The sequence below is a fragment of the Aestuariibaculum lutulentum genome (assembly GCF_032926325.1).
GTDB lineage: Bacteria > Bacteroidota > Bacteroidia > Flavobacteriales > Flavobacteriaceae > Aestuariibaculum > Aestuariibaculum lutulentum.
Map to the genome: position 1 here is coordinate 3,717,374 of NZ_CP136709.1, position 22,523 is coordinate 3,739,896.

The 22,523-nt window shown below is 35.6% G+C and carries 17 protein-coding genes; 8 read left to right on the plus strand and 9 right to left on the minus strand.

The genetic code is table 11. The features are described from left to right. Nucleotides 1–22 precede the first annotated feature (22 nt). The gene (locus tag R1X58_RS15805) at nucleotides 23–1,396 is read right to left on the minus strand and encodes a pyridoxal phosphate-dependent decarboxylase family protein (protein ID WP_240573339.1); all 1,374 of its coding nucleotides are present in this window, start codon (nucleotides 1,394–1,396) and stop codon (nucleotides 23–25) included. Nucleotides 1,397–1,405: 9 nt separating this feature from the next. Beyond that, complete coding sequence (gene bshC / locus R1X58_RS15810) at nucleotides 1,406–3,007, minus strand: bacillithiol biosynthesis cysteine-adding enzyme BshC (protein ID WP_240573340.1); 1,602 nt, start codon at nucleotides 3,005–3,007, stop codon at nucleotides 1,406–1,408. Nucleotides 3,008–3,119: 112 nt separating this feature from the next. Here bshC and R1X58_RS15815 point away from each other — a divergent pair, with 112 nt between their 5' ends. Continuing rightward, nucleotides 3,120–3,917 carry a TerC family protein gene (locus tag R1X58_RS15815; RefSeq protein WP_240573341.1) on the plus strand — a complete coding sequence of 266 codons (798 nt, stop codon included), beginning with the start codon at nucleotides 3,120–3,122 and terminating at the stop codon, nucleotides 3,915–3,917. Here the strand turns inward: R1X58_RS15815 and R1X58_RS15820 are convergent. The 4 genes from R1X58_RS15820 to R1X58_RS15835 all read right to left on the minus strand — a co-directional run bounded on the left by R1X58_RS15820 (nucleotide 3,914) and on the right by R1X58_RS15835 (nucleotide 9,704). Next, the gene (locus R1X58_RS15820; protein WP_240573342.1) at nucleotides 3,914–6,511 is read right to left on the minus strand and encodes a DNA gyrase/topoisomerase IV subunit A; all 2,598 of its coding nucleotides are present in this window, start codon (nucleotides 6,509–6,511) and stop codon (nucleotides 3,914–3,916) included. The genes R1X58_RS15815 and R1X58_RS15820 overlap by 4 nt on opposite strands. Before the next feature lie 9 nt (nucleotides 6,512–6,520). Further along, complete coding sequence (locus tag R1X58_RS15825) at nucleotides 6,521–6,664, minus strand: hypothetical protein (RefSeq protein WP_240573343.1); 144 nt, start codon at nucleotides 6,662–6,664, stop codon at nucleotides 6,521–6,523. A gap of 161 nt (nucleotides 6,665–6,825) precedes the next feature. Then, nucleotides 6,826–8,676, minus strand: coding sequence for a DNA topoisomerase IV subunit B (locus R1X58_RS15830; RefSeq protein WP_240573344.1), 1,851 nt, complete (start codon nucleotides 8,674–8,676; stop codon nucleotides 6,826–6,828). Between the two features lie 122 nt (nucleotides 8,677–8,798). After that, nucleotides 8,799–9,704, minus strand: coding sequence for a DMT family transporter (locus R1X58_RS15835; RefSeq protein WP_240573345.1), 906 nt, complete (start codon nucleotides 9,702–9,704; stop codon nucleotides 8,799–8,801). A gap of 240 nt (nucleotides 9,705–9,944) precedes the next feature. Between R1X58_RS15835 and R1X58_RS15840 the strand changes: the two genes are divergently transcribed. Both R1X58_RS15840 and R1X58_RS15845 read left to right on the plus strand, forming a co-directional pair. Then, a complete protein-coding gene (locus R1X58_RS15840) occupies nucleotides 9,945–11,231 on the plus strand; it encodes a transglutaminase-like domain-containing protein (protein WP_240573346.1) in 1,287 nt (428 codons plus the stop codon). 21 nt (nucleotides 11,232–11,252) lie between these two features. Next, on the plus strand, nucleotides 11,253–13,160 hold the full coding sequence (locus R1X58_RS15845; protein ID WP_240573347.1) for a peptide-N-glycosidase F-related protein: 1,908 nt from the start codon (nucleotides 11,253–11,255) through the stop codon (nucleotides 13,158–13,160). 81 nt (nucleotides 13,161–13,241) lie between these two features. On the opposite strand, the gene ychF is transcribed toward R1X58_RS15845, so the two are convergent. Together ychF and R1X58_RS15855 are read right to left on the minus strand one after the other, a co-directional pair. Then, nucleotides 13,242–14,336, minus strand: a complete 1,095-nt coding sequence (gene ychF / locus R1X58_RS15850) for a redox-regulated ATPase YchF (RefSeq protein ID WP_240573348.1) — start codon at nucleotides 14,334–14,336, stop codon at nucleotides 13,242–13,244. A gap of 114 nt (nucleotides 14,337–14,450) precedes the next feature. Next, nucleotides 14,451–14,951: a hypothetical protein gene (locus R1X58_RS15855; RefSeq protein WP_240573349.1), complete on the minus strand. Its 501-nt coding sequence runs from the start codon at nucleotides 14,949–14,951 to the stop codon at nucleotides 14,451–14,453. 162 nt (nucleotides 14,952–15,113) lie between these two features. Here R1X58_RS15855 and R1X58_RS15860 point away from each other — a divergent pair, with 162 nt between their 5' ends. Next, nucleotides 15,114–17,804, plus strand: coding sequence for a TonB-dependent receptor (locus R1X58_RS15860; RefSeq protein WP_240573350.1), 2,691 nt, complete (start codon nucleotides 15,114–15,116; stop codon nucleotides 17,802–17,804). Between the two features lie 71 nt (nucleotides 17,805–17,875). Here R1X58_RS15860 and R1X58_RS15865 read toward each other — a convergent pair whose 3' ends face one another. Further along, complete coding sequence (locus tag R1X58_RS15865) at nucleotides 17,876–18,229, minus strand: 4Fe-4S dicluster domain-containing protein (RefSeq protein ID WP_240573351.1); 354 nt, start codon at nucleotides 18,227–18,229, stop codon at nucleotides 17,876–17,878. A 179-nt stretch (nucleotides 18,230–18,408) separates the two neighbouring features. On the opposite strand from R1X58_RS15865, the gene R1X58_RS15870 reads away from it, so the two are divergent. From R1X58_RS15870 to R1X58_RS15885, 4 genes are all read left to right on the plus strand, one after another. After that, entirely contained in the window at nucleotides 18,409–19,467 is a 1,059-nt protein-coding gene (locus R1X58_RS15870; protein ID WP_240573352.1) for an acyl-CoA reductase, read from the plus strand. 84 nt (nucleotides 19,468–19,551) lie between these two features. Beyond that, complete coding sequence (serC, locus tag R1X58_RS15875) at nucleotides 19,552–20,616, plus strand: 3-phosphoserine/phosphohydroxythreonine transaminase (protein ID WP_240573353.1); 1,065 nt, start codon at nucleotides 19,552–19,554, stop codon at nucleotides 20,614–20,616. Between the two features lie 80 nt (nucleotides 20,617–20,696). Beyond that, nucleotides 20,697–21,647 carry a D-2-hydroxyacid dehydrogenase gene (locus R1X58_RS15880; RefSeq protein ID WP_240573354.1) on the plus strand — a complete coding sequence of 317 codons (951 nt, stop codon included), beginning with the start codon at nucleotides 20,697–20,699 and terminating at the stop codon, nucleotides 21,645–21,647. A gap of 104 nt (nucleotides 21,648–21,751) precedes the next feature. Next, the gene (locus R1X58_RS15885; protein ID WP_240573355.1) at nucleotides 21,752–22,390 is read left to right on the plus strand and encodes a DUF937 domain-containing protein; all 639 of its coding nucleotides are present in this window, start codon (nucleotides 21,752–21,754) and stop codon (nucleotides 22,388–22,390) included. The last annotated feature ends 133 nt before the right edge of the window (nucleotides 22,391–22,523 follow it).

Sequence of the window (22,523 nt, forward strand, 5' to 3'; positions counted from 1 at the left end):
TGTCTGCTTTTTTTTAAAATTATTAGGCCATCGTTTCTAAAATCATCTCGATATCACGCTCGGTGGTATCAGGATTAATGAAACAAAAACGTGAAACCGTTTCAAAATTATCGCCGTTTTTCCATTTGGTTGGAGTTACTAAAGCGAATCCTTTTTTGTGGTTATCGTATGTCCAGTTGGTATAATCCTGAGGAGCCCAACCTTTTCTACGGTATAATACACATGATAAACTTGGCTCTCTTACCAGTTCTAAATACGGACTTTCTTCAATCATTTTACCTGCAATTTGCGCCAGTTCAACACCACGCTCTACTGCTTCTTTATATTTATCGGTACCATGCATAGCCAATGAGAACCATAAAGGCAACCCTCTAACACGTCTGGTTAACTGTATTTGATAATCGGTTGGATTAAATCCGTGAGCACCTTCATCTTTAAAAATATCTAAATAAGATCCTTGTTGAGAGTGTGCCTGTTTTGCTAATTCTGGTTCTTTATAAATAACTGCCCCACAATCGTAAGGAGAGAATAACCATTTATGCGGATCGATAGTGACACTATCAGCTTTATTAATTCCAACAAATAAATGCTTCACAGAATCGGCTAATAAAGCTCCTCCACCATAAGCAGCATCTACGTGGAACCATAAATTTTCTTCAGCACAGATATCGGCAATACCATCTAAATCATCCACAATACCAGCATTGGTTGTTCCTCCGGTACCTACTACTGCAAATAAACGCTCACGCTCAATTGGAGATAAACCATCAATCGTTGCTCTTAATGCTGAAGCCTCTAAACGATCTTCGGTATCCACCAAGTGTACATCTAAATCTGCAACTTTAGCCATTGCCTTAACTGAGGAGTGCGCCCCGATAGATGTGATGATTAATCCTTTTTGACCTTTATGACTCGGATCGTTTGTGCGCCAGTTTTCACGTGCTGTAACAATTGCAGAAAGGTTAGCCGAAGTACCTCCACTGGTAAATACGCCAAAAGCGCCTTCCGGCATGCCTGTTAAAGACACAATCCATTTCATAGCTTCATTTTCACAGAAAATACCTCCTGCACCTTCCATCCAGTAAGCACCATGAATACTTGACGCTGCCGTAATTAAATCGAACATAATAGCTGCTCTGGTTGGCGAGGCTGGTACAAACGCCAGATTTCTCGGGTGGTCTACCGGCACATTCGCCTTAGATAAGTGCTCTTTCCATAAGTTAAAAGCGTATTCTCCACCAACACCTTTTTCGGTAATGGTTTCTCCTACCAATGCTTTTAACTCTTCATACTTTTTAGGCTTCCCGATAGGATGCTCTACTTCTGATACTCGTCCAATGACATATTTCATGACATCCAGTGTCATTTCAATAAGTCCCATGTCAATTTTATGCATGCTTACTATTTATAATTTTAAAAGAGAAAATTCCTTATTTAAAGGATTAAGATGTTTAATAAGTTCAGGAATTAATTGCGCACCATACTCCAAGTAAAACTGAGAGAAATTGGTGTTACGCTCCTGTAAACTTTGATTAGGGAATAATTCGTTTTGCAAATCGGTCATTCGTGATACCTGATCTACCAAGGCCTTCTTTTGTGCTTTAAGCAAACGTTTTTCTAAGCTTTCTAAACCTTTTATTTGTTTTATTTCCTGAGCTTTTACTGCTCCTAAAAACGATTTATCGGTTTGTTCTGCCAAAGTATATAAGTCTTCAAATTGCTTTTGAAGGGTATCTTTTTGTTCTGAAAAATCGATATCTATATTCGATATTTCACGTACTTTTTTATTGATAAACGTCGATTGCTTTAAAAAGATATCGCTCGTTGATATATTTAAATTCTGAAGTTTTTTATGCTGACTTTCGGTTTCTATTAATACTGAATTACGAAGCAACAACACCGGAAACGGTACATTTACTTTATTAAAGAATTGTTTCAACTGAAACCAATATGCCAATTCCCCACCACCACCAATGTAGCACAGGTTCGGCAAAATCACTTCCTGATATAGGGGGCGCGTAATAACATTTGGACTGAAACGCTCCGGAAACTCATGAAGCTCTTTTTCTATTTCAGATTTTGTCCATGAAATTTCAGTGTTTAAAACACTAAAACTTTCGTTTTCAAATACGATACGTTCACGTAATCCTTCTTTAATGTAAAACACATTAATTTCTCGAGGATTCACCTGAATCGTGTAATCACTATTTACGGTGCTTAATTGAGCGTTTGTTTCAGAAACATTTGTAAAGGAGGTATTGCTAAACAACTCCTCTTTTATATAAGGAACCAATTGTTGTTTTAAAGTTTTATCGTTAGCATCAATGATAACTAAGCCATAGTCTTTAAATAATTCGTTAGCTAAATATCTTGTCGCATCAGCTAAATGATCATGCTCTAAATATGCCGATTTAAAAAGTTGCTTTAAATATTCAGCATTTTTACTATTTCCTAATTCTAAAGCAAACAAATTAAAAACGTCGTCTAAACCTTCGGTTGATAATTCACCTACTGCGCCAGATGCTGTTCTGTTCCAGTGCACCTTTTTTCCTTTAAAATTGAAGTAATTTATTTCTTCAAAATCATGATCTTCAGTCGCCATCCAGTACACTGGCACGAAATTATAATCGGGATGGGCTTCCTTTAAATCTCTGGAAAGATTAATTGTCGAGACTATTTTATAAAGAAAATACAAAGGTCCTGTAAACAGGTTTAATTGATGTCCTGTGGTAATAGTAAACGTATTTTCGTTTTGCAGAGCATCAATATGACTCAGCGTTAATTCTGATGTTTCAACAGTTTTATATTGGGCTTTTAAAGCTTTAACTAAAACTGTTCTGGACTCTATATTAAAACTTGACGCCTTTTCTTCTATCTGTTCTTTGAAGTTCTCCAGGTTTGGAAAACGATTGTAAAAGGGTTTCAATTGCGGGTTTTCATCCAGGTAGTCGCAGATAAGACTCGAAAAATATCCTGTGTTTTTAAATGAAATACCGTCTAATAACATAGTTTATATTAAAAATTGAAACGCAGTTGCAAAGATATAGTTAATATAGTGGTAAAATCTAAAAATTTCGTTAAGAGTTTTTGTTTAAATTTATAAACAAATACTTTAAACCGTGCTCGATTTCCTTTTTACCAGCGATGCCATTATGGCGCTACTTACTTTAACGTTTTTAGAAATTATTTTAGGAATAGACAATATTGTCTTTATTTCTTTAGCCGCCAATAAACTTCCCGAAAAACAGCAATCGAAAGCTACAACTATCGGCTTACTGTTAGCCATGATACAGCGTATTATCCTGTTATTTTTCGTAACCTTCTTAATTGGCTTGAAAGAACCGTTTTATACTTTAGAATTATCGTGGCTACATATATCCATCAGCTGGCAGGCTATTATTTTATTTGGAGGAGGACTCTTTTTAATTTTTAAAAGTACTTCTGAAATTCATGAAAAAGTAGAATTACCTCATCACGATGAAAACCAACTAAATAAAAAGAAATTGAAAAGCTTATCGCAGGCAATAGTTCAAATTATGCTCATTGATTTTATATTTTCAATTGATTCCATTTTAACTGCCGTTGGAATGACAAACGGTTTACATGATAATCACAACTACAATCTGATGTTAATGATTATAGCTGTGATTATTTCTATTTTTATCATGATTGGCTTTGCAAACCCGATTAGAAAATTCATCAATGTACATCCCAGTATGCAAATTTTAGGCTTAGCCTTTTTAATCCTAATAGGTTTTATGCTTATTACTGAAGCTGCTCACCTGTCGCACACCACATTATTTGGAAATACGGTTGGAGCTATACCTAAAGGCTATTTGTATTTCGCCATTGCCTTTTCATTATTCGTTGAATTTATAAACTTCAGAATTCAGAAAAAACAAAGAAAAATCGATTAGAATAATGAAGTTTGAGAATCGTCTCCCTCCTCGCCTTCAACAATATCTTCATCAAAAACTTCTAAGTCGTCTGCATGTACTTCTTCAGGCTCTTCAAAAGGCAAAGGGTCCAACAAGTTAATTTGCTTAACCTTGTCTTTTGTCAACTGATTTCCGATTGCCGAAATACCTTTTATTGAGATAAACTCTTCTAAATTTATTTCTAAATTATCTTTACGATCTTTTCCGCGTTCTTTAGCAAACTCGACTTCAGCCATAGGTAACCAATCGGTTGAAACAATTTCTAGACGAGAATTTTCATGCTCAGGAACAAAAGATTCTTCTTTTCCTTCGTTTTCAATTAAAAAACGTTTCACGTAATACAGCTCGCGTTCTCCATTGTAATAAATAGCCGAAATAGGTTTCTTCGGATTCCATTTCTCCAATACAATCATATCGTTATCAAAATGTAACGTAACGTCTGGCGTAACGGTTTTAACGATCCCTTTTTGATTAATTATAAGAAGTTTATCTTCCCCTCTAAATTCTCCTAAAAGCTCGCCTCGACCATCAACATTTAATCGCTGTACAGCATCGTCGAACCATATTTTACGAGGTTTTAATGTAGAAACTCCTTTTTCTTTTAGCTCTACTTTTTTGATGGCGTATTTGGTAACTAAATTTCCTTTAGACTGTCTTCCTTTAATTAAAATATCGGCAAAATCGATATCCCATTTCAATTTCTTGATACTTCCGGCCTGTCTTAATAAAATGGTCACGACCTCAGCTTCACCATTCGGATTTGCTGAAAAATATAGTAATGCCGAACCTTTATTACCGTTGGTTAAATCGTACTCGCGATCTCTGGTAATACTTGTAACGTTAAATCGTTTTATATATGAAGGTCCTGATTTACCATCGCGATAAATAAGATTGTAAATGGTACGTTTATCTCTTTTCTTAAAGACATCGACATGAATAATATCTTTACCAACAAAGGTTTTTGAATCAACTTTAGTGATCATCATACTACCGTTTTTAGTAAAGACAATCACATCGTCTATATCACTACAATCGCATACATACTCATCACGCTTTAACGATGTTCCTACAAAACCTTCCTCACGATTCACGTAAAGCTTGGTGTTACGAATAACCACTTTCGTGGCATCTACATCATCAAACGCACGGATTTCGGTTTTACGTTCGCGACCTTCACCGTATTCCTTTTTGAGTCTGGTGAAATAAGCAATGGCATAATCTATTAAATGCTCTAAATGATGCTTAATTTGGGCAATTTGTTCTTCTAAAGCATCAATTTTTTGTTGCGCTTTATCAATATCGAATTTCGAAATACGTTTGATTCGAATTTCTGTTAAACGCACAATATCTTCTTCGGTTACTGCACGTTTTAAATGCTTGATGTGTGGTTGAAGCCCTTTATCGATAGCCTGAATAACACCTTCCCAGGTTTCTTCTTCCTCGATATCACGATATACCCTGTTTTCAATAAATATACGTTCTAATGATGCAAAATGCCATTGTTCTTCAAACTCGCCAAGTTTTATTTCTAAATCCTGCTTTAAAAGTTGCACCGTATTATCGGTGCTACGACGAAGCATTTCACTAACACCAATAAACAACGGTTTATTATCTTCGATAACACAACCTAATGGTGAAATGGAACTCTCGCAACTAGTAAACGCATATAAGGCATCAATAGTTTTATCTGGAGATAAACCTGGTGGCAGGTGGATTAAAATCTCTACCTGTGCTGCGGTATTATCTTCAATTTTCTTGATCTTAATTTTTCCTTTTTCGTTCGCTTTAAGAATGGAATCAATTAAGGATGATGTATTGGTCCCAAAAGGCAATTCGGTGATAACCAATGTATTTTTATCTAACTGCGAAATTTTAGCTCGAACACGAACTTTACCACCTCGCATACCATCATTATACCCCGAAACATCTGCAATTCCTGCAGTTGGGAAATCTGGAACTATTGTAAAACGCTTGCCTTGTAAATGCTTTATAGAAGCCTCAATAAGTTCAATGAAGTTATGAGGTAATATTTTTGTAGAAAGTCCTACGGCAATACCTTCTGCTCCCTGCGCCAATAATAGCGGGAACATAACCGGTAAATTTATAGGTTCTTTACGGCGACCATCGTAAGAGGCCTGCCATTCAGTAATTTTTGGATTGTAAACAACATCGAGCGCAAATTTAGACAAACGCGCTTCAATATAACGAGAAGCAGCAGCACCATCACCTGTTAAGATATTACCCCAGTTTCCTTGGGTATCGATTAACAAATCTTTTTGACCTATTTGCACCATGGCATCGGCGATACTTGCATCTCCGTGAGGATGGTACTGCATGGTGTGTCCTACAATATTGGCTACTTTATTATAACGCCCATCATCCAGATCCTTCATGGAATGCATGATACGACGTTGTACGGGTTTAAATCCGTCTTCTATTGCAGGCACGGCACGTTCTAATATAACGTACGAGGCATAATCTAAAAACCAGTCCTTGTACATACCCGTTACACGGGTAATTGTTTCTTGCGGTTCGTCTTGTTCGTTAATTAAATCGTCGCCTTCTTCAATCATTTAAATGTGTTAGTTTTCTTTAGGCTTGCCACTAATCGTTACTCGCCCTTTAATTTTAATGGTTCGTTTTCTATTTACTGTATTTGGTTCTTCAATGTGTAAATAAGAATAATCTCTTTTTGTCTCGCTTGATTTTTCTAAAGTGTATAACATTATATTTTGTTTTTAGCCTGCTCAACACAGGGAATTATTAATTTTTATACTACAAAATTAACTCTAAACCTATAATGTCTGTATCTACTTTAACGAAACTTTATCATCAAATTCTTAATTTAACCTTGAAATAATGATTTATCAATAATTTAAAAGCCTGTTTATTCAACAATATCTAATTCAACCTTTAAATTATCAATTATAAACTCTTGTCTTGAAGGCGTGTTTTTACCCATGTAAAAGGATAATAATTCTTCAATAGACATATGGCTATCCAGCATAACAGGATCTAATCGGATGTCTTCACCAATAAAGTGTTTAAACTCATCCGGAGATATCTCTCCCAAACCTTTAAATCGTGTAATTTCAGGTTTTGGCTTTAATTTTTCAATCGCATTAACACGCTCCTCGTCTGTATAGCAATAAATGGTTTCTTTTTTATTTCTTACCCTGAATAATGGGGTTTGTAATATATATAGATGTCCTTCTTTAATAACCTCAGGGAAAAACTGAAGGAAGAAGGTAATTAATAACAAACGGATGTGCATCCCATCGACATCGGCATCGGTTGCAATTACCACGTTATTATAACGTAAATCTTCTAAAGACTCTTCTATATTTAAAGCGGCCTGTAACAGGTTGAACTCCTCGTTTTCGTATACAATCTTTTTACTTAAACCATAACAGTTAAGCGGTTTACCTTTTAAACTGAATACCGCCTGTGTATTGACATCTCGAGATTTAGTAATACTTCCAGATGCCGAATCTCCCTCGGTAATAAAAAGCGTGGTTTCAAGATTGCGTTCGTTTTTGGTATCTCCAAAATGCACACGACAATCACGCAATTTTTTATTATGAAGACTAGCCTTTTTCGCACGGTCTTTCGCTAATTTTCTAATACCAGACAACTCCTTACGCTCACGTTCAGCCTGCAATATTTTACGCTGAAGCTTATCGGCTGCCTCTGGATTTTTATGTAGATAGTTATCTAAATAAGTTTTTACGAAGTCGTTAACATAGGTTCTTACCGTTGGCAAATCTCCTCCCATATCGGTCGATCCTAATTTCGTTTTTGTCTGACTCTCGAATACAGGCTCCATCACCTTAATAGCAATGGCACTTACTACCGATTTTCTAATATCGGATGCGTCGTAGTTTTTACCGTAATACTCACGCACGGTTTTCACCAAAGCCTCTCTAAAAGCATTTAAGTGTGTCCCTCCCTGTGTTGTATTTTGTCCGTTAACAAACGAATGATACTCTTCGCTATACTGTGTTTTGCTGTGCGTTAAAGCAATTTCAATGTCATCGCCTCGTAAGTGGATGATAGGATACAATCTATCATCCTGATTTATATTTTCAGATAATAAATCTTTAAGACCATGCTCACTAAAATACTTTTCTCCGTTAAAAACTATGGTTAAACCCGGATTCAGATATACATAGTTTTTAAGCATTTTAACGATGTACTCGTTTCTAAACTTATAGTTTTTAAAAATAGTTTCATCAGGTACAAAGGATACTTTGGTTCCTTTGCGACGTGAGGTTTCATCTAAAAACTCCTGATTGGTTAACTCGCCTTTTTCAAATTCCGCTGAAGCTGATTTATTATCTCGTGTCGATTCTACTCTGAAATAAGATGACAAGGCATTTACCGCTTTGGTACCTACCCCATTTAATCCTACCGATTTTTTAAAGGCTTTGGAATCGTACTTACCTCCGGTATTCATTTTAGAAACTACATCTACAACTTTACCCAACGGAATACCTCGACCAAAATCTCTAACAATAACTTTATTGCCTTGAATAGAAATTTCAATATTCTTTCCAGCCCCCATTACAAACTCATCAATCGAGTTATCTAGAACTTCCTTAAGTAAAATGTAGATACCGTCGTCAGGAGAAGATCCGTCACCAAGTTTTCCGATATACATCCCTGGACGCATACGAATGTGCTCTTTCCAGTCTAACGAACGTATATTATCTTCGGTGTAATTGGTTTCTTCTGCCATAAAATTTCCAGTAAGTTAAGTGAGATTTGATGCTAATATAATACACTCCGCGAAAAAATGAAACCTCATTTCGACAAAATAATTAACAATATTAAGGGTGTATTTTGTTAAGAACCTCGAAATTAATTTTTTGATTCTTTTTTTAGGCTGACAAATAATATCCCAATGATAACTATTAATGCTCCAAAAAATTGCAACAATGTTAATTTTTCATTTAAGAAGATGGATGCCAGAATGATTGTTGATATTGGCCCAATACCTGCAACAATCGCAAAGTTTGACGAACTGATTAACTTAATGGACATTGACACTAAAAACGACGGAATAACCGTTGCAAAAACCGCAATTAAAAATCCGTAACCGTAAACCTGCCAAGGAAAACTTAATAAATCAATTTCATTTATAAATCCATAGTGAATAAACACACATATACATGACACCAACATGGCATATGATGTAAACTTTACCACTCCAAATTTAGGAATTAGCCATCCGGTTCCAACCAAATACGATGCATAGGTCACGGCGCTTAAAAAAATTAAAAAACCTCCTAAATAGGTGTCGTTTCCCGAAATGGCAACCTCATCCCAAAAAGCAATAACTACCCCTATATATGTTAACAGTATCGCTCCTGTCTGCACTTTGGTTATAGGTTTCTTCAAAAAAAACTTATTAAAAAACAATACAATAGTTGGATAGATAAACAGAATAATACGCTCTAAACTTGCCTTAATATAAGTCAGTCCAACAAAATCAAAATAACTCGCTAAATAATACCCCACAAAACCAAAAAACACTACCCAACCGTAATCTTTTCGGGTCACTTCTAAAGACGTTTTTTCATTCCTGTAGATATAAATTATAATAATGTAAAAAGGGAATGAAAACAACATGCGTAACAATAGCACACTTATAGCATCAACGTTGTATTGATAAGCCAATTTTACCATTACTGCCTTTGAAGAAAATAATATCACCGCCAGTATCCCTATTAAAACACCGTAGATAAAAGATTGTCTTGATTTCATCTGTTGATTTCTATTTGATATTATTGTCAGATGGAATTAGCCTGTAACATTTTTACTAACTTCAAATGTATTGCAAAGCTCATTTCACAGCGCGAAGGTATAACGCTATTTTAAAACAACTCTTAGATATAACAAAATATTACGATGTTCAGACAAGCAAACCTGTTGTTAGTCGAAAATTGAAAGCCTAAGTTTTACCTTTTTCATAATTTGACACATTCACACATATTAACCCAAAACATGAGAAAATTAGTTTTATCAATTATTACAGCAACTGTTTTAATAAGCTGCCAATCTAAATACCAAGATATTCCCGAAAGCTATTATCCATTATTAGATAGCGCCTTAGTTAAAGCAAATAACAACGCACCCGAAATTTTAAAGGCATTAACTGATGCTCCAAAAAACCAAAAAGAAGGTATGGCGTTTTTAATAAGTTATATGCCCGAGCGCGATTTAACTACTTTAAAAGCTGACTTCCTTTTAGAAAATGCCGCATACGCCTATAAAGCTCGACAGCGTTTTCCTTGGTGCAAAACGCTGCCCGATTCTATCTTTTTCAATGATGTTTTACCATATACCAATGTTGCCGAAACCCGTGACCCTTGGCGAAAAGACTTTTACGAACGTTTTTCAAAATATGTGGAATACGAAACCAATTTAAAGGATGCTATTTTCGCCATTGCCAAACCTATTAATAAAGAGGTTAATGTTGAATACAACATAAAACGATCGATTGTTGATTCCAGTCCAAAAGAAGCCATGTCTGAAAATATGGCCACTTGTACTGGATTATCTATAATATTAACAGATGCTTTTCGTTCCGTTGGTATTCCTTCCCGATTAGCAGGAACAGCCATGTGGACCAACATGAAAGGCAACCACACCTGGTGTGAAGTCTGGATTGATAACGAATGGAAATTTATAGAATACTACCCTGACGATTTAAACAAATCCTGGTTTTTAGCGGATGCCGGTAAAGCAGACCCCAACAACCCACTACACTGGATTTACGCGGTATCCTACAAACCCACAGGGCAATATTATTACGCAGGCAGAGCTGCAAAATTCCTATTGAAAACTTTAGACACAACCCTTTTAAACCCTAAAACCTTGAAAAGTTTAAAAGAATGGAAAAGAAAAGCTGACGAAAACAACGAAAAGCCTTATATACATGGCGTAAATGTTACCCAACGTTATATTGATCTTTACAAAGAATCTATAGAGAATTCAAAACTTGCAGACGATGAACTTATAGCAAATTTTGTTGTTTTTAAAAATGAGAATACTTCACAAAGCGACTCTCGTTTAGATTGCAGAGTTGATGTTTACTTAGATGATAAAATTATTGATTTTGGCTACTCGCCTCGTCCAACCGACGACATGAATAAATTCTTAAAAATTAAACTAAAAAAAGACACAGACTATAAAATTGTGGTAAGCAATATTAAGAACAATATTAAACAAAGCTTCTCCATAAAAACAGACGAAAAGCTAAATGAAGAATTTAAATTGATTTTAGAATAACGTCAAAAATCCTTTTACCTCATGAAATACTCCATACTAGGCTTTTTATTTCTGTTTATAGCGTGTAACAAAACACCGAAAAAGGAAAGCATTCATGTTATTGCACACAACAAAACTGCAATAATCACCAATCCCAAAGAAGGTGTTAATACATTTACCGAATGGGCCTCATTTCCATCAAAATCTGAAGCCATTAGGAAAGTGACCATGTATCTAACACTGGCTTACCCAGAGCACATGAAAATAGCGCATTGGGATTATATGGATCGGGTGAAAATTATCTGTAAAGATGAAAACAATAACGAGCGTGAATTTGAAATCGGACGTATGCTTACCCCTTACGGAAGCAGTTTTAACGAAGGCTGGAACTATACCTGGAAAACCGACGTTACCGACTTTGCTCCCTTTTTACGCGATAGTATTCAGGTGGCTTATGTCCATTCTGGATACGAATCGCCTGAAACTGGCTGGGATTTAACCATTGGCTTTAAAATAGATTTTGGTCCGGCAGTTGCCGATTTTGTTTCCGTTAAAGAGATGTGGCAAGGTAATTTTGAATACGGCAACCCAGAAAATGATATTGAAAATAGCTTAAAACCGATAACTATTAAAAAACAAAATGATGCCGATTTTGGACGTTTCAGAATTCAGCATACAGGACACGGCATGGATCGCCCGAGTGGTTGCAGTGAATTTTGCAGCCGATGGCGCGAATTAACTTTTGATAACAAAACAATTGACAAGCGCGATTTATGGAAAGAATGTAGCGACAATCCGTTATACCCGCAAGGCGGCACATGGATTTACGACCGCGCCGACTGGTGTCCGGGCGATTTACAACTTCCTGATATTATAGATATGCCTTTAACTAAAAGCAGTCATGTGTTAGACTTAAATATGATGCCTTTTTCAGCTAATAATATCAACCAGCCCAAAGAACAAATCACCTCGTATTTCTTTCAATACAAAACACCAAATCATACTAACGATGTTGAAATTGAAGACATCATAGCACCAAACAGCGATGAAGCTTTCAATAGAGAAAATCCGAAAGGTTTTCAACCCAAAATTAAAATCAGAAACTTAGGAAAAGCACCTTTAACATCGGTTACAATCTCTTATAAAACGGAAGGTTTTGAAGAAAAAAGCTCCGACTGGGTTGGCCATCTTCCTTTTTACAAATCTACAGTGATAACGATTCCTAATCATATCGAATACAAATCAGGTCTTAATCATTTTACTGTTACACTAACAAATCCAAACGGCAAAAAAGATGAATGGACTGGAGACAACACATTAACTTCAGAATTTGATGACATCCCAACCCTGCCTACCAATCTAGTTGTAGACTTTTTAACCAATAACAATCCAGGAGAAAACCACCTTACTATTGTAAACGAAAACAATACTATTGTTTTTGAAAAAGCACCTAATAATCTTGAACCTGCAACGCAGTATTACGATACTTTAAATTTAGCTGAAGGCAAATACAGATTAAAACTAACCGATACGGTTGGTGACGGTTTAGAGTTCTGGTATAATAGAAAAGCTGGCTTTGGAAGACTTCAACTAAAGGATATAAATCACAATATATTACATGCTTTTGAAAACGATTTTGGCTACGAGCAGAACTACACCTTCAGAGTTAGCAAATCTGCCAAAACAGATTTAAACACACTAAAATATTCTGTAACCATCTATCCACGTATGACAAAAGATAGTTTGAGTATTTTCACAACAGCCAATAAAGCATGTAAACTAAAAGTGCGATTAACCAAAGATGGCGTTTTTATAGAAGAACATGATTTTGACAATACAAAAGATTCCAAAACAGATTTAGACGTTAGCCATTTAGAAGAAGGAAGGTATGTTATGGAAATTTATATGGATGGAAAACATTTAATGAATCGTCGTTTCAATAAAATTTAGATCCTTATTCTTTTTAAATAAAAAAATCCTGTATTGAAGACCAATACAGGATTTTATAATATATGATTTAATATTTTTCTATTAAACGTTGAATAAGAAGTGCATTACATCACCATCTTTAACAATGTAATTCTTTCCTTCAACACGCATTTTTCCAGCTTCCTTAATTTTACTTTCGCTACCGTAAGTTACATAATCATCATAACCAATTACCTCAGCTCTAATAAAACCTTTTTCAAAATCTGAGTGGATTACTCCAGCTGCCTGAGGTGCTGTAGCCCCAATATTTACGGTCCATGCACGCACTTCCTTTACACCTGCCGTAAAATACGTTTGCTGATTTAATAATTTATAAGCCGCACGAATTAGCTTTGAAGACCCTGGTTCTTCTAACCCGATATCAGCTAAGAACATCTGACGCTCTTCGTAATCCTCCAGTTCATTAATGTCTGCTTCTGTTCCAACGGCAAGCACTAAAACTTCAGCTTTTTCATCTTTTACCGCTTCACGAACCTTTTCAACGTATTCATTTCCTGAAACCGCAGAACCTTCATCTACATTACAAACGTACATTACCGGTTTTTCTGTAATAAACTGCGCTGGTTTAACGAAATCTTCGTAATCATCTTCGCTAAATTCTAAAGCTCTTACTGAAGTTCCAGCTTCTAAAGCAGCTTTAATTTGTAATAAAACCGCCTCTTCTTTTTGAGCTTCCTTATTACCAGTTTTAGCAGCACGCTTCACTTTATCTAATTTCTTATCAACAGTCTCAAGGTCTTTCAACTGTAACTCCATATCGATAGTTTCTTTATCGCGAATAGGGTTTACATTACCATCAACGTGAACGATATTCTCGTTATCAAAACAACGTAACACATGTAAAATAGCATCTGTTTCTCTAATGTTCGCAAGGAATTGATTTCCTAAACCTTCACCTTTACTTGCTCCTTTTACTAATCCTGCAATATCTACAATTTCTACAGTTGCAGGTAATACACGCTCTGGCTTAACTAAAGATTCTAATTTTTCCAAACGTGGATCTGGTACGTTTACCACCCCAATATTAGGCTCGATAGTACAGAACGGGAAGTTCGCACTTTGTGCTTTTGCATTAGACAAACAATTGAATAAAGTTGATTTCCCTACGTTTGGTAATCCTACAATACCTGCTTTCATGTATTTAAATATTAGATAAAATATTAAGACTTAGGTCTTCGTTTTTGCGAGTGCAAATGTAGTTAATTCTTCAATTATTTTAAGAATATCGACGCAATATCTACAAAATTAAAACTAAAGGAATAACAAGATAAAAGTTAACACCATTCCAAAAACGGTAAAATACATACCTTTTCTAAAAATATGTGTTTTAGGCATAAACATCCAAAATGATGATATTGCGAAGAATAACAACGATACCCCGAAGAAAATATTCAAATAAAACAATGGATCTTTCGACTTCGCCTTATGAAGCTTAGTCATTTTATTTAAAACTAATGGAAGTTCTTTTTGAATGAATTTAGCCTCTCCTGTTGCTTTGTTATATTCCCCATTATTAAAGAACAAAACATCGCCTTCCTCTTTGGCTACTTTAAAATCCCTGATTTTTAATTCCCGCCCTAGTTGATTAGTTGGTAAATTAGGCTGTAGTTGTTTTTCAACTTCAGATTCAATCTTTAAAAAATCTGAATCTCTAAAAATTAACACCACACCACTTAAGGCGTAAACGGTCATGATTCCTATTAAAAAGAATCCTAAATAGCGATGTATAATTCGCATGTATTTGTTAGTCATCGGTTTGTTTTTAAGCCCTAAGACATCTTAAAAACAATATGGTTTAAATTCTGATTATGTTAAATAAATCTAAAAAACCTCCTTTTACAAGGAATTTCAAGAGCACACAATTCTATTAACTTTTTGATTATCTTTATATTACTAACCAATCCATTGTTTTATATGAAAAGTATTTTTACACTGCTGTTAAGCCTATGTTGCTTAACATTTTCTTTTGCTCAGCTCAGCGTTTCAGGTACGGTAACAGACAATTCAGGAGAACCTCTTATGGGGGTTAATATTGTCGTGAAAGGTACCAGTAGCGGGACTACTTCCGATTTTAATGGCGAATTTATTATTGATGTCGATGGTAATGCCATTTTAGTTTTCAGCTCCGTAGGTTTTGACTCAAAAGAAGTCCCTGTTAACAATCAAACAAAAATAAATGTCATTTTAGAGGAAGGCGTTAGTCTTGACGAAGTTCTTCTGGTGGGCTCTCGAAGCCCTAAACGGACAGCTACCGACACACCAGTTCCTGTAGATGTTTTAGATGTTTCCGGAATAGCCTCAACTACAGGAAAGGTGGAAGTCAATGATATTTTACAATACGCCGCCCCTTCTTTTAACGCCAGCAAGCAATCAGGATCCGATGGTGCCGATCATATCGTTCCGGCATCCTTACGCGGTTTAGGTCCCGACCAAACGCTAGTACTTATTAACGGTAAACGCAGACACCAATCTTCTTTGGTAAACATCTTCGGAACTCGGGGACGCGGTAATTCAGGAACCGATTTAAATGCCATTCCTGCCAATGCCATTAAAAGAATTGAAGTTTTAAGAGATGGTGCTTCAGCCCAGTACGGATCTGATGCTATTGCCGGTGTAATTAATATTGTTCTAAGAGATAATACCGATGGATTCTCTGGCGGAATTACCTATGGCGCTTACAGTACAGCTATAGGCGATGGCTGGGAAGAAGCCACAGGTGAAACCCTATATAATGTAGAAGGCAAAAATCGCTTAGACGGAAAAGATAAAAACTGGGATGGTGAAACTGTAAAAATTGACGCCAATTACGGCTTAGCCTTAACTGATGATGGCGGATATATTAACATTACAACCGAATTTCTTTCAAAAGAAAACACCTTAAGACCAGGATTTTCTTGGCGAAAAGGCTACGGTAGTGCGGGTGTTGATGGCTTCAATTTTATGATTAATTCATCAATTCCAGTGAATGATAACACCGAAATCTATGCCTTTGGTGGTCGAAATTTTAGAGACACCAACGCCAATGCGTTTTCAAGAGATTCTTTTGACGATGGCGATAACCGTTCTGTTCCCAGTTTGTACCCCGATGGATTCACTCCAAGAATTACGTCTAATATTACCGATGCCTCAGTATCCGTTGGTGTAAGACATGAAATGCAAAATGGTTGGAATGTTGATTTTAATAACACCTACGGAAAAAACAACTTTCATTATTTCATAAAAAACAGTAATAACGCCTCGATGAAAAATGCCTCTCCTGTCGATTTTGATGCGGGTGGCCATTACTTATCACAAAACACAACAGGACTTGACTTTAGTAATTATTATGACGATATCTTTTCTGGTGTGAGTTTGGCTTTTGGTTTTGAATACCGAACCGAAAACTTCGGTATATTTTCAGGAGAAATTCCTTCATATGGCTTATATGATGAAAATGGTGTAGTCATAACAAATCCAGCACTTCAAACGGTAGCAACAGATGCCAATGGAGACGATTTACCTGGCGGATCTCAGGGTTTTCCGGGTTACAGCCCAGCTAACGAAGTAGATCGCAGCAGAACCAATTATGGGATTTATTTAGATTCCGAAGTCAACATCAGTGAAGCCTTTATGCTGGCTGGGGCAGTTAGATTCGAAACTTATAGCGATTTTGGAAATACTTTTAATGGTAAATTAGCTACCCGATTTAAAATAAGTGAAGATTTTTCGCTTCGTGGATCCATATCTACAGGATTCAGAGCGCCTTCGCTAGCACAATTATATTACAACCTTATTTTCACCAATATTGTAGCCGGAGAATCTGTACCTTCCCTTCTATCAGCAAACAACAGTACCGTTACCAAAGCCTTTGGTATTGGTCAGCTAAACGAAGAAAAAGCATTTAATGCCAGCTTAGGATTCACCTTTAAAGCAGGTAATTTCACTGCTACAGTTGATGCTTATTCCATTACCGTTGATGATCGTATTATCTTAACAGACAACTTTACTGACCAAACCATTTTAGGGCCATTAAAGGTAGATGCTGCGCAGTTTTTCGCCAACGGTGTTGATACCAGAACCAGTGGAGTTGATATTGTACTAAGTTACGATACTCCAATTGGTAGTGATGGTAATATTAAAGTGGGACTTATTGGTAATATAAATGACTTAAAAATTAAAGACATCCATAATGGTGATTTAAATGAGTTTACATTCTTCGGACCATTCTCTCAAGCCTATTTGAAAGCCGCTGCACCTGATTATAAATTTGGGTTGAATTTAGGCTATGCAACTTCTAAATTTAATGCGAACCTTACCCTTACTCAATTTAGTAAAGTTGAATTACAAGACTTTCAATGGGTAGACTCTCCTGCAACAACTCAGGCAGAAGCCGATGCTTTATATGAAGTTGCTACCGATATTTACAAAGCTTCCATAGTCTTAGATTTAAGTGTTGGTTACGATCTTTCTGAAAAGCTTAAAATAAGTATTGGAGCCAACAATTTATTAAACAAATATCCAACACCTCAATTTGATGGCTGGACAGATCAGGGTGGTTTAGCCGATTCTGTTCAAATGGGTTCAGACGGAACTTATCTTTTTGGAAGATTGAGCTTTAAATTGTAAACACAACCATACAACATAAAAAAACCCAAGCTTTAAAGCTTGGGTTTTCTATTTATAAAAATCTCTTTCGATTAATCTTCCGGGTGCATAAAGCGTTGCTTAGCTAAAAGCTCCTCTTCAGTTTCAACATGATCATCATCAGGCACACAACAATCTACCGGGCATACGGCAGCACATTGTGGCTCATCATGAAACCCTTTACACTCTGTACATTTATCTGGTACAATATAGTAAATTTCATCACTTATTGGTTCTTGTGCGTCATCCGCATCAACCTCTGTACCGTTAGTTAATACTACTGTTCCTGTTAAACTTGTTCCGTCTTTGTAACGCCAATCGTCTGCACCTTCATAAATTGCAGTATTTGGACATTCCGGCTCACAAGCTCCACAGTTAATACATTCATCAGTTATTATAATAGCCATAACTTTCTCTAGTTCAATTAAATTTTAATGTTTCAAAATGTAAAAAAACTTGCTCAATAAACTTTTAAACATCAGTTTTTAATCCTCAAATAATTGGTGATTAAAAAACCTGATTCATTACATTTTTCTAACTTTGCAAAGCAAAAATAACGCCAAAACTATTCATAACCAAATTCAGAATGAATTTACAGCAAAGAATTAATGCTTTTGTAAAATTAGGAGATTTTATACGTCAATTTTCTAACGATACAATCGAAAAACAAGATACTGTTGAATTGAACGACATGTTTTTCGACGGATTTAAACATCAATTAAAATTAGCCGAAGAACACAATGGTTGGTTTACGCCTGAAAACATCAGGTTTTCCTTAAAAGGCTGGAGCGATTCACTAACTCCTGAAAAACTAAATACCTGGCTTAAACCTTATAAAATAGAAGATGGTTCTCAAAAGCAAGTAGCCATTATTATGGCGGGAAATATTCCGTTAGTAGGATTTCACGACTTTATTTCGGTTTTAATTACTGGTCATAAAGTATTAGTAAAGCAATCCAGCAACGACAAACACCTGCTTCCTTATTTGTCAAAATATTTAGAATTCGTTGAACCTGATTTCAAAGGTTTAATCTCTTTCACAGAAGAAAAGGTTGAAAATTTCGATGCGGTTATTGCTACCGGAAGCAATAATACAGCGCGATACTTTGAATACTATTTTAAAGACAAACCGTCTATTATTCGCAACAATCGTAATTCTGTTGCCGTACTAACTGGAAATGAAACTGAGGAGGAACTTAAGAGCTTAAGTGAAGACATTTTTAGATATTATGGATTAGGCTGCAGAAATGTATCAAAACTATTCATCCCAAAAGGTTATGATTTTGATGCCTTTTTTAATGCCATGTACAACTGGCATCCCATTATAGAAAAGGCAAAATACGCTAATAATTATGACTATAATAAAGCCGTGTATTTGATGAGTGAGTTTGATATGCTTGAAAATGGTTTTTTAATGATTAAAGAAGACCAAAGTTATGCTTCGCCAATTGCTACGGTCTTTTATGAATATTACGAGAGTCTGGAACAATTGAAGGAAAAATTAGAAGCCGACGAAAAGCAAATTCAATGTATTGTTGCTAAAGGATTCAGTGAAAACGAAATTGCTTTTGGAGCGACTCAAAAACCGGAACTTTGGGATTATGCGGATAGTGTCGATTCTGTTGAATTTTTATTATCAATTTAATGAAAAAATTATTGAATTTTCAGTAGTAAATCATCAATTAATTAGCAACTTTGTATCCTTAAAATCAACAACTCTACAACAGAAATGAAAAAACATAATTTTAGTGCTGGACCAAGCATTTTACCACAAGAAGTGTTGCAAAAGGCTGCCAAAGCCGTAATTGATTATAATAACGAAGGTTTATCTTTAATTGAAATGTCTCATAGAAGTAAAGCTTTTATTGACATTATGGAACACTCAAGAGCCTTAGTTTTAGAATTATTAGGCTTAGAAGGTAAAGGGTATCAAGTACTATTTTTACAAGGTGGTGCAAGTTTACAGTTTTTAATGACTGCAATGAATCTTTTAGAGAAAAAAGCGGGTTATGTAAATACTGGTGCTTGGAGTGAAAAGGCTATTAAAGAAGCTCAAAAAATTGGTGACATTATCGAAGTTGTATCTTCTAAAGATGCTAACTTTAACTATATTCCAAAAGGATACAACGTTCCTTCAGATTTAGATTATTTACACTTAACGTCTAACAATACCATTTTTGGTACACAAATTAAATCGTTCCCTACTACAAATGTGCCTTTAGTATGCGATATGAGTAGTGATATTTTCTCTCGTGTATTAGACTTTACTCAATTCGATTTAATCTATGCCGGAGCTCAAAAAAATATGGGGCCTGCAGGAACAACTTTAGTCGTTGTTAAAGAAGATCTTTTAGGAAAAGTATCTCGTAATATTCCAGCTATTTTAGATTATCAAAAACACATTGGAGCTGATAGTATGCTTAACACCCCTCCTGTTTTTGCCGTTTATACATCTATGTTAACTTTAGAGTGGCTTAAAAATGAAGGTGGTATTGCTGCTATTGAAGAAGCTAACGAGAAGAAAGCTACATTAATGTATTCTGAAATAGATCTTAATCCTTTATTTAAAGGTTTCGCTGCTGTAGAAGATCGTTCGCCTATGAACGCTACTTTTAACCTGGTAAACGAAGATTTAAAAGAAACTTTCGATGCTATGCTTAAAGAAGCTGGTATTAGCGGCGTTAATGGTCACCGTAGTGTTGGAGGTTACAGAGCTTCTATGTACAACGCTTTACCTATCGAGAGTGTTCAGGCTCTTGTTGAAGTAATGAGTGAATTAGAAAACAAAGCTTAAGTTTTAAATAAACACCGACTAACAATTAATAAACCGAACAATTAAGGTTTCCGATTGTAAGGAAACAAAAAATAAATAAAATGAAAGTATTAGCAAACGACGGTATTTCAAACAGTGGTATTGAAGCTCTTGAAAAAGGAGGTTTTGAAGTAATTACTACTACCGTAGCTCAAGAACAGTTAATAAACTATATTAACGAAAAAGAAATTAGTGTTTTATTAGTACGTAGTGCTACAACAGTACGTAAAGACCTTATTGATGCTTGTCCAAGTATTAAAATTATTGGTCGTGGCGGTGTTGGTATGGATAATATTGATGTAGAATACGCTAAAGGAAAAGGTATTTCTGTAATCAATACACCTGCGTCTTCATCTCACTCTGTAGCAGAATTAGTATTTGCACATTTCTATGGTTTAGCACGTTTCTTACACAACTCTAACAGAGAAATGCCTCTTGAAGGAGACACTAAGTTTAAAGCGCTAAAAAAAGCCTATGGTAAAGGTGTTGAGTTAAAAGGTAAAACATTAGGTGTTTTAGGTTTCGGTCGTATTGGTCAGGCAACTGCAAAAGTAGCTTTAGGAGCTGGAATGAAAGTAATCGCTTTCGATCCGTTCCTGGAAAAAGCGAACTTAGAATTAGAGTTTTTCGACGGACAAAAAGTAAACTTCGAAATCAATACAATTTCTAAGGAAGACGTTTTAAAACAAGCCGATTTCATTACTTTACACGTACCTTCTCAAAAAGAATACGTTATTGGTGCTCCAGAATTCGAATTAATGAAAGATGGTGTATTTATTGCTAATGCTGCTCGTGGTGGTGTGGTTGATGAAATTGCTTTAGTAAACGCTATAGAATCTGGTAAAGTTGCTGGTGCTGCTTTAGACGTTTTTGAAAAAGAACCAACTCCGGAAATTCAGTTATTAATGAATGCTTCTTTATCGTTAACTCCTCATACAGGTGCAGCGACTAGCGAAGCGCAAGATAGAATTGGAACTGAGTTAGCTGAGCAAATCATCAGTATTCTTGGTTAAAATTTAATGTGACCTTTAGGTTATATCTGAGTCCTATACATATGTATGGGACTTTTTTTTGTACCTTCAAAAACCAAATAACTATTAATATTAAAATTAAAAACATGTCAGGTATTTTAGACTTACTAAACAGCGATATAGGTAAAACGATTATTAACGGTGTCTCAAACCAAACCAATCAGTCAGAAAGTAAAACACAAGACGTTTTAACTATGGCTCTACCGGTTTTAATGCAAGCTATGAAACGTAATGCTTCTACTCCACAAGGTGCAGAAGGTTTATTAGGTGCTTTAAACAGTGGAAAACACGACGGTAGTATTTTAGATAATCTGGGCGATTTGTTTAAAGGTGGCGTAGACGACAATATCATTCAGGATGGAGGAAAAATTTTAAGCCACGTGTTAGGCAACAAGCAACAAACTGTGGAAAATGCATTAGGTGCTAAAGCCGGAATTGATGCAAGTTCGGTTGCACAAATATTAAAAGTAGCTGCTCCTATTTTAATGGGCATGTTGGGTAATCAAGCGAAAAAACAAAACGTTAATAATTCAAGTGGTTTAGACAGCCTATTAGGCGGATTAATTGGAGGAAATTCTGCTGAAAGTGAGCAAAGTTTTCTAACGACTATTTTAGATGCCGATGGTGACGGAAGTGTGATTGACGATGTTGCTGGTATGATTTTAGGTGGTGACAAAAAGAAAGGTGGTCTTGGCGGCATGCTTGGCGGGCTTTTCGGAAAATAATAAATAGCCATTTCTCATTGAAAATAAAAAATGCCAGATAAAATATTCTGGCATTTTTTATTTTGTTAAAACCTGAAACTATAGCTATTTAAATTTTCAGTTTTTGTAATTTTAATGAAAGAATTCAGACTAT

Bases quoted from the DNA above. Each gene is read 5' to 3' on its own strand.
- R1X58_RS15805 (WP_240573339.1), bottom strand. From the start codon at position 1,396: ATGCATAAAATTGACATGGGACTTATTGAAATGACACTGGATGTCATG.
- bshC (WP_240573340.1), bottom strand. From the start codon at position 3,007: ATGTTATTAGACGGTATTTCATTTAAAAACACAGGATATTTTTCGAGT.
- R1X58_RS15820 (WP_240573342.1), bottom strand. From the start codon at position 6,511: ATGATTGAAGAAGGCGACGATTTAATTAACGAACAAGACGAACCGCAA.
- R1X58_RS15825 (WP_240573343.1), bottom strand. From the start codon at position 6,664: ATGTTATACACTTTAGAAAAATCAAGCGAGACAAAAAGAGATTATTCT.
- R1X58_RS15830 (WP_240573344.1), bottom strand. From the start codon at position 8,676: ATGGCAGAAGAAACCAATTACACCGAAGATAATATACGTTCGTTAGAC.
- R1X58_RS15835 (WP_240573345.1), bottom strand. From the start codon at position 9,704: ATGAAATCAAGACAATCTTTTATCTACGGTGTTTTAATAGGGATACTG.
- R1X58_RS15840 (WP_240573346.1), top strand. From the start codon at position 9,945: ATGAGAAAATTAGTTTTATCAATTATTACAGCAACTGTTTTAATAAGC.
- R1X58_RS15845 (WP_240573347.1), top strand. From the start codon at position 11,253: ATGAAATACTCCATACTAGGCTTTTTATTTCTGTTTATAGCGTGTAAC.
- ychF (WP_240573348.1), bottom strand. From the start codon at position 14,336: ATGAAAGCAGGTATTGTAGGATTACCAAACGTAGGGAAATCAACTTTA.
- R1X58_RS15855 (WP_240573349.1), bottom strand. From the start codon at position 14,951: ATGACTAACAAATACATGCGAATTATACATCGCTATTTAGGATTCTTT.
- R1X58_RS15860 (WP_240573350.1), top strand. From the start codon at position 15,114: ATGAAAAGTATTTTTACACTGCTGTTAAGCCTATGTTGCTTAACATTT.
- R1X58_RS15865 (WP_240573351.1), bottom strand. From the start codon at position 18,229: ATGGCTATTATAATAACTGATGAATGTATTAACTGTGGAGCTTGTGAG.
- R1X58_RS15870 (WP_240573352.1), top strand. From the start codon at position 18,409: ATGAATTTACAGCAAAGAATTAATGCTTTTGTAAAATTAGGAGATTTT.
- serC (WP_240573353.1), top strand. From the start codon at position 19,552: ATGAAAAAACATAATTTTAGTGCTGGACCAAGCATTTTACCACAAGAA.
- R1X58_RS15880 (WP_240573354.1), top strand. From the start codon at position 20,697: ATGAAAGTATTAGCAAACGACGGTATTTCAAACAGTGGTATTGAAGCT.
- R1X58_RS15885 (WP_240573355.1), top strand. From the start codon at position 21,752: ATGTCAGGTATTTTAGACTTACTAAACAGCGATATAGGTAAAACGATT.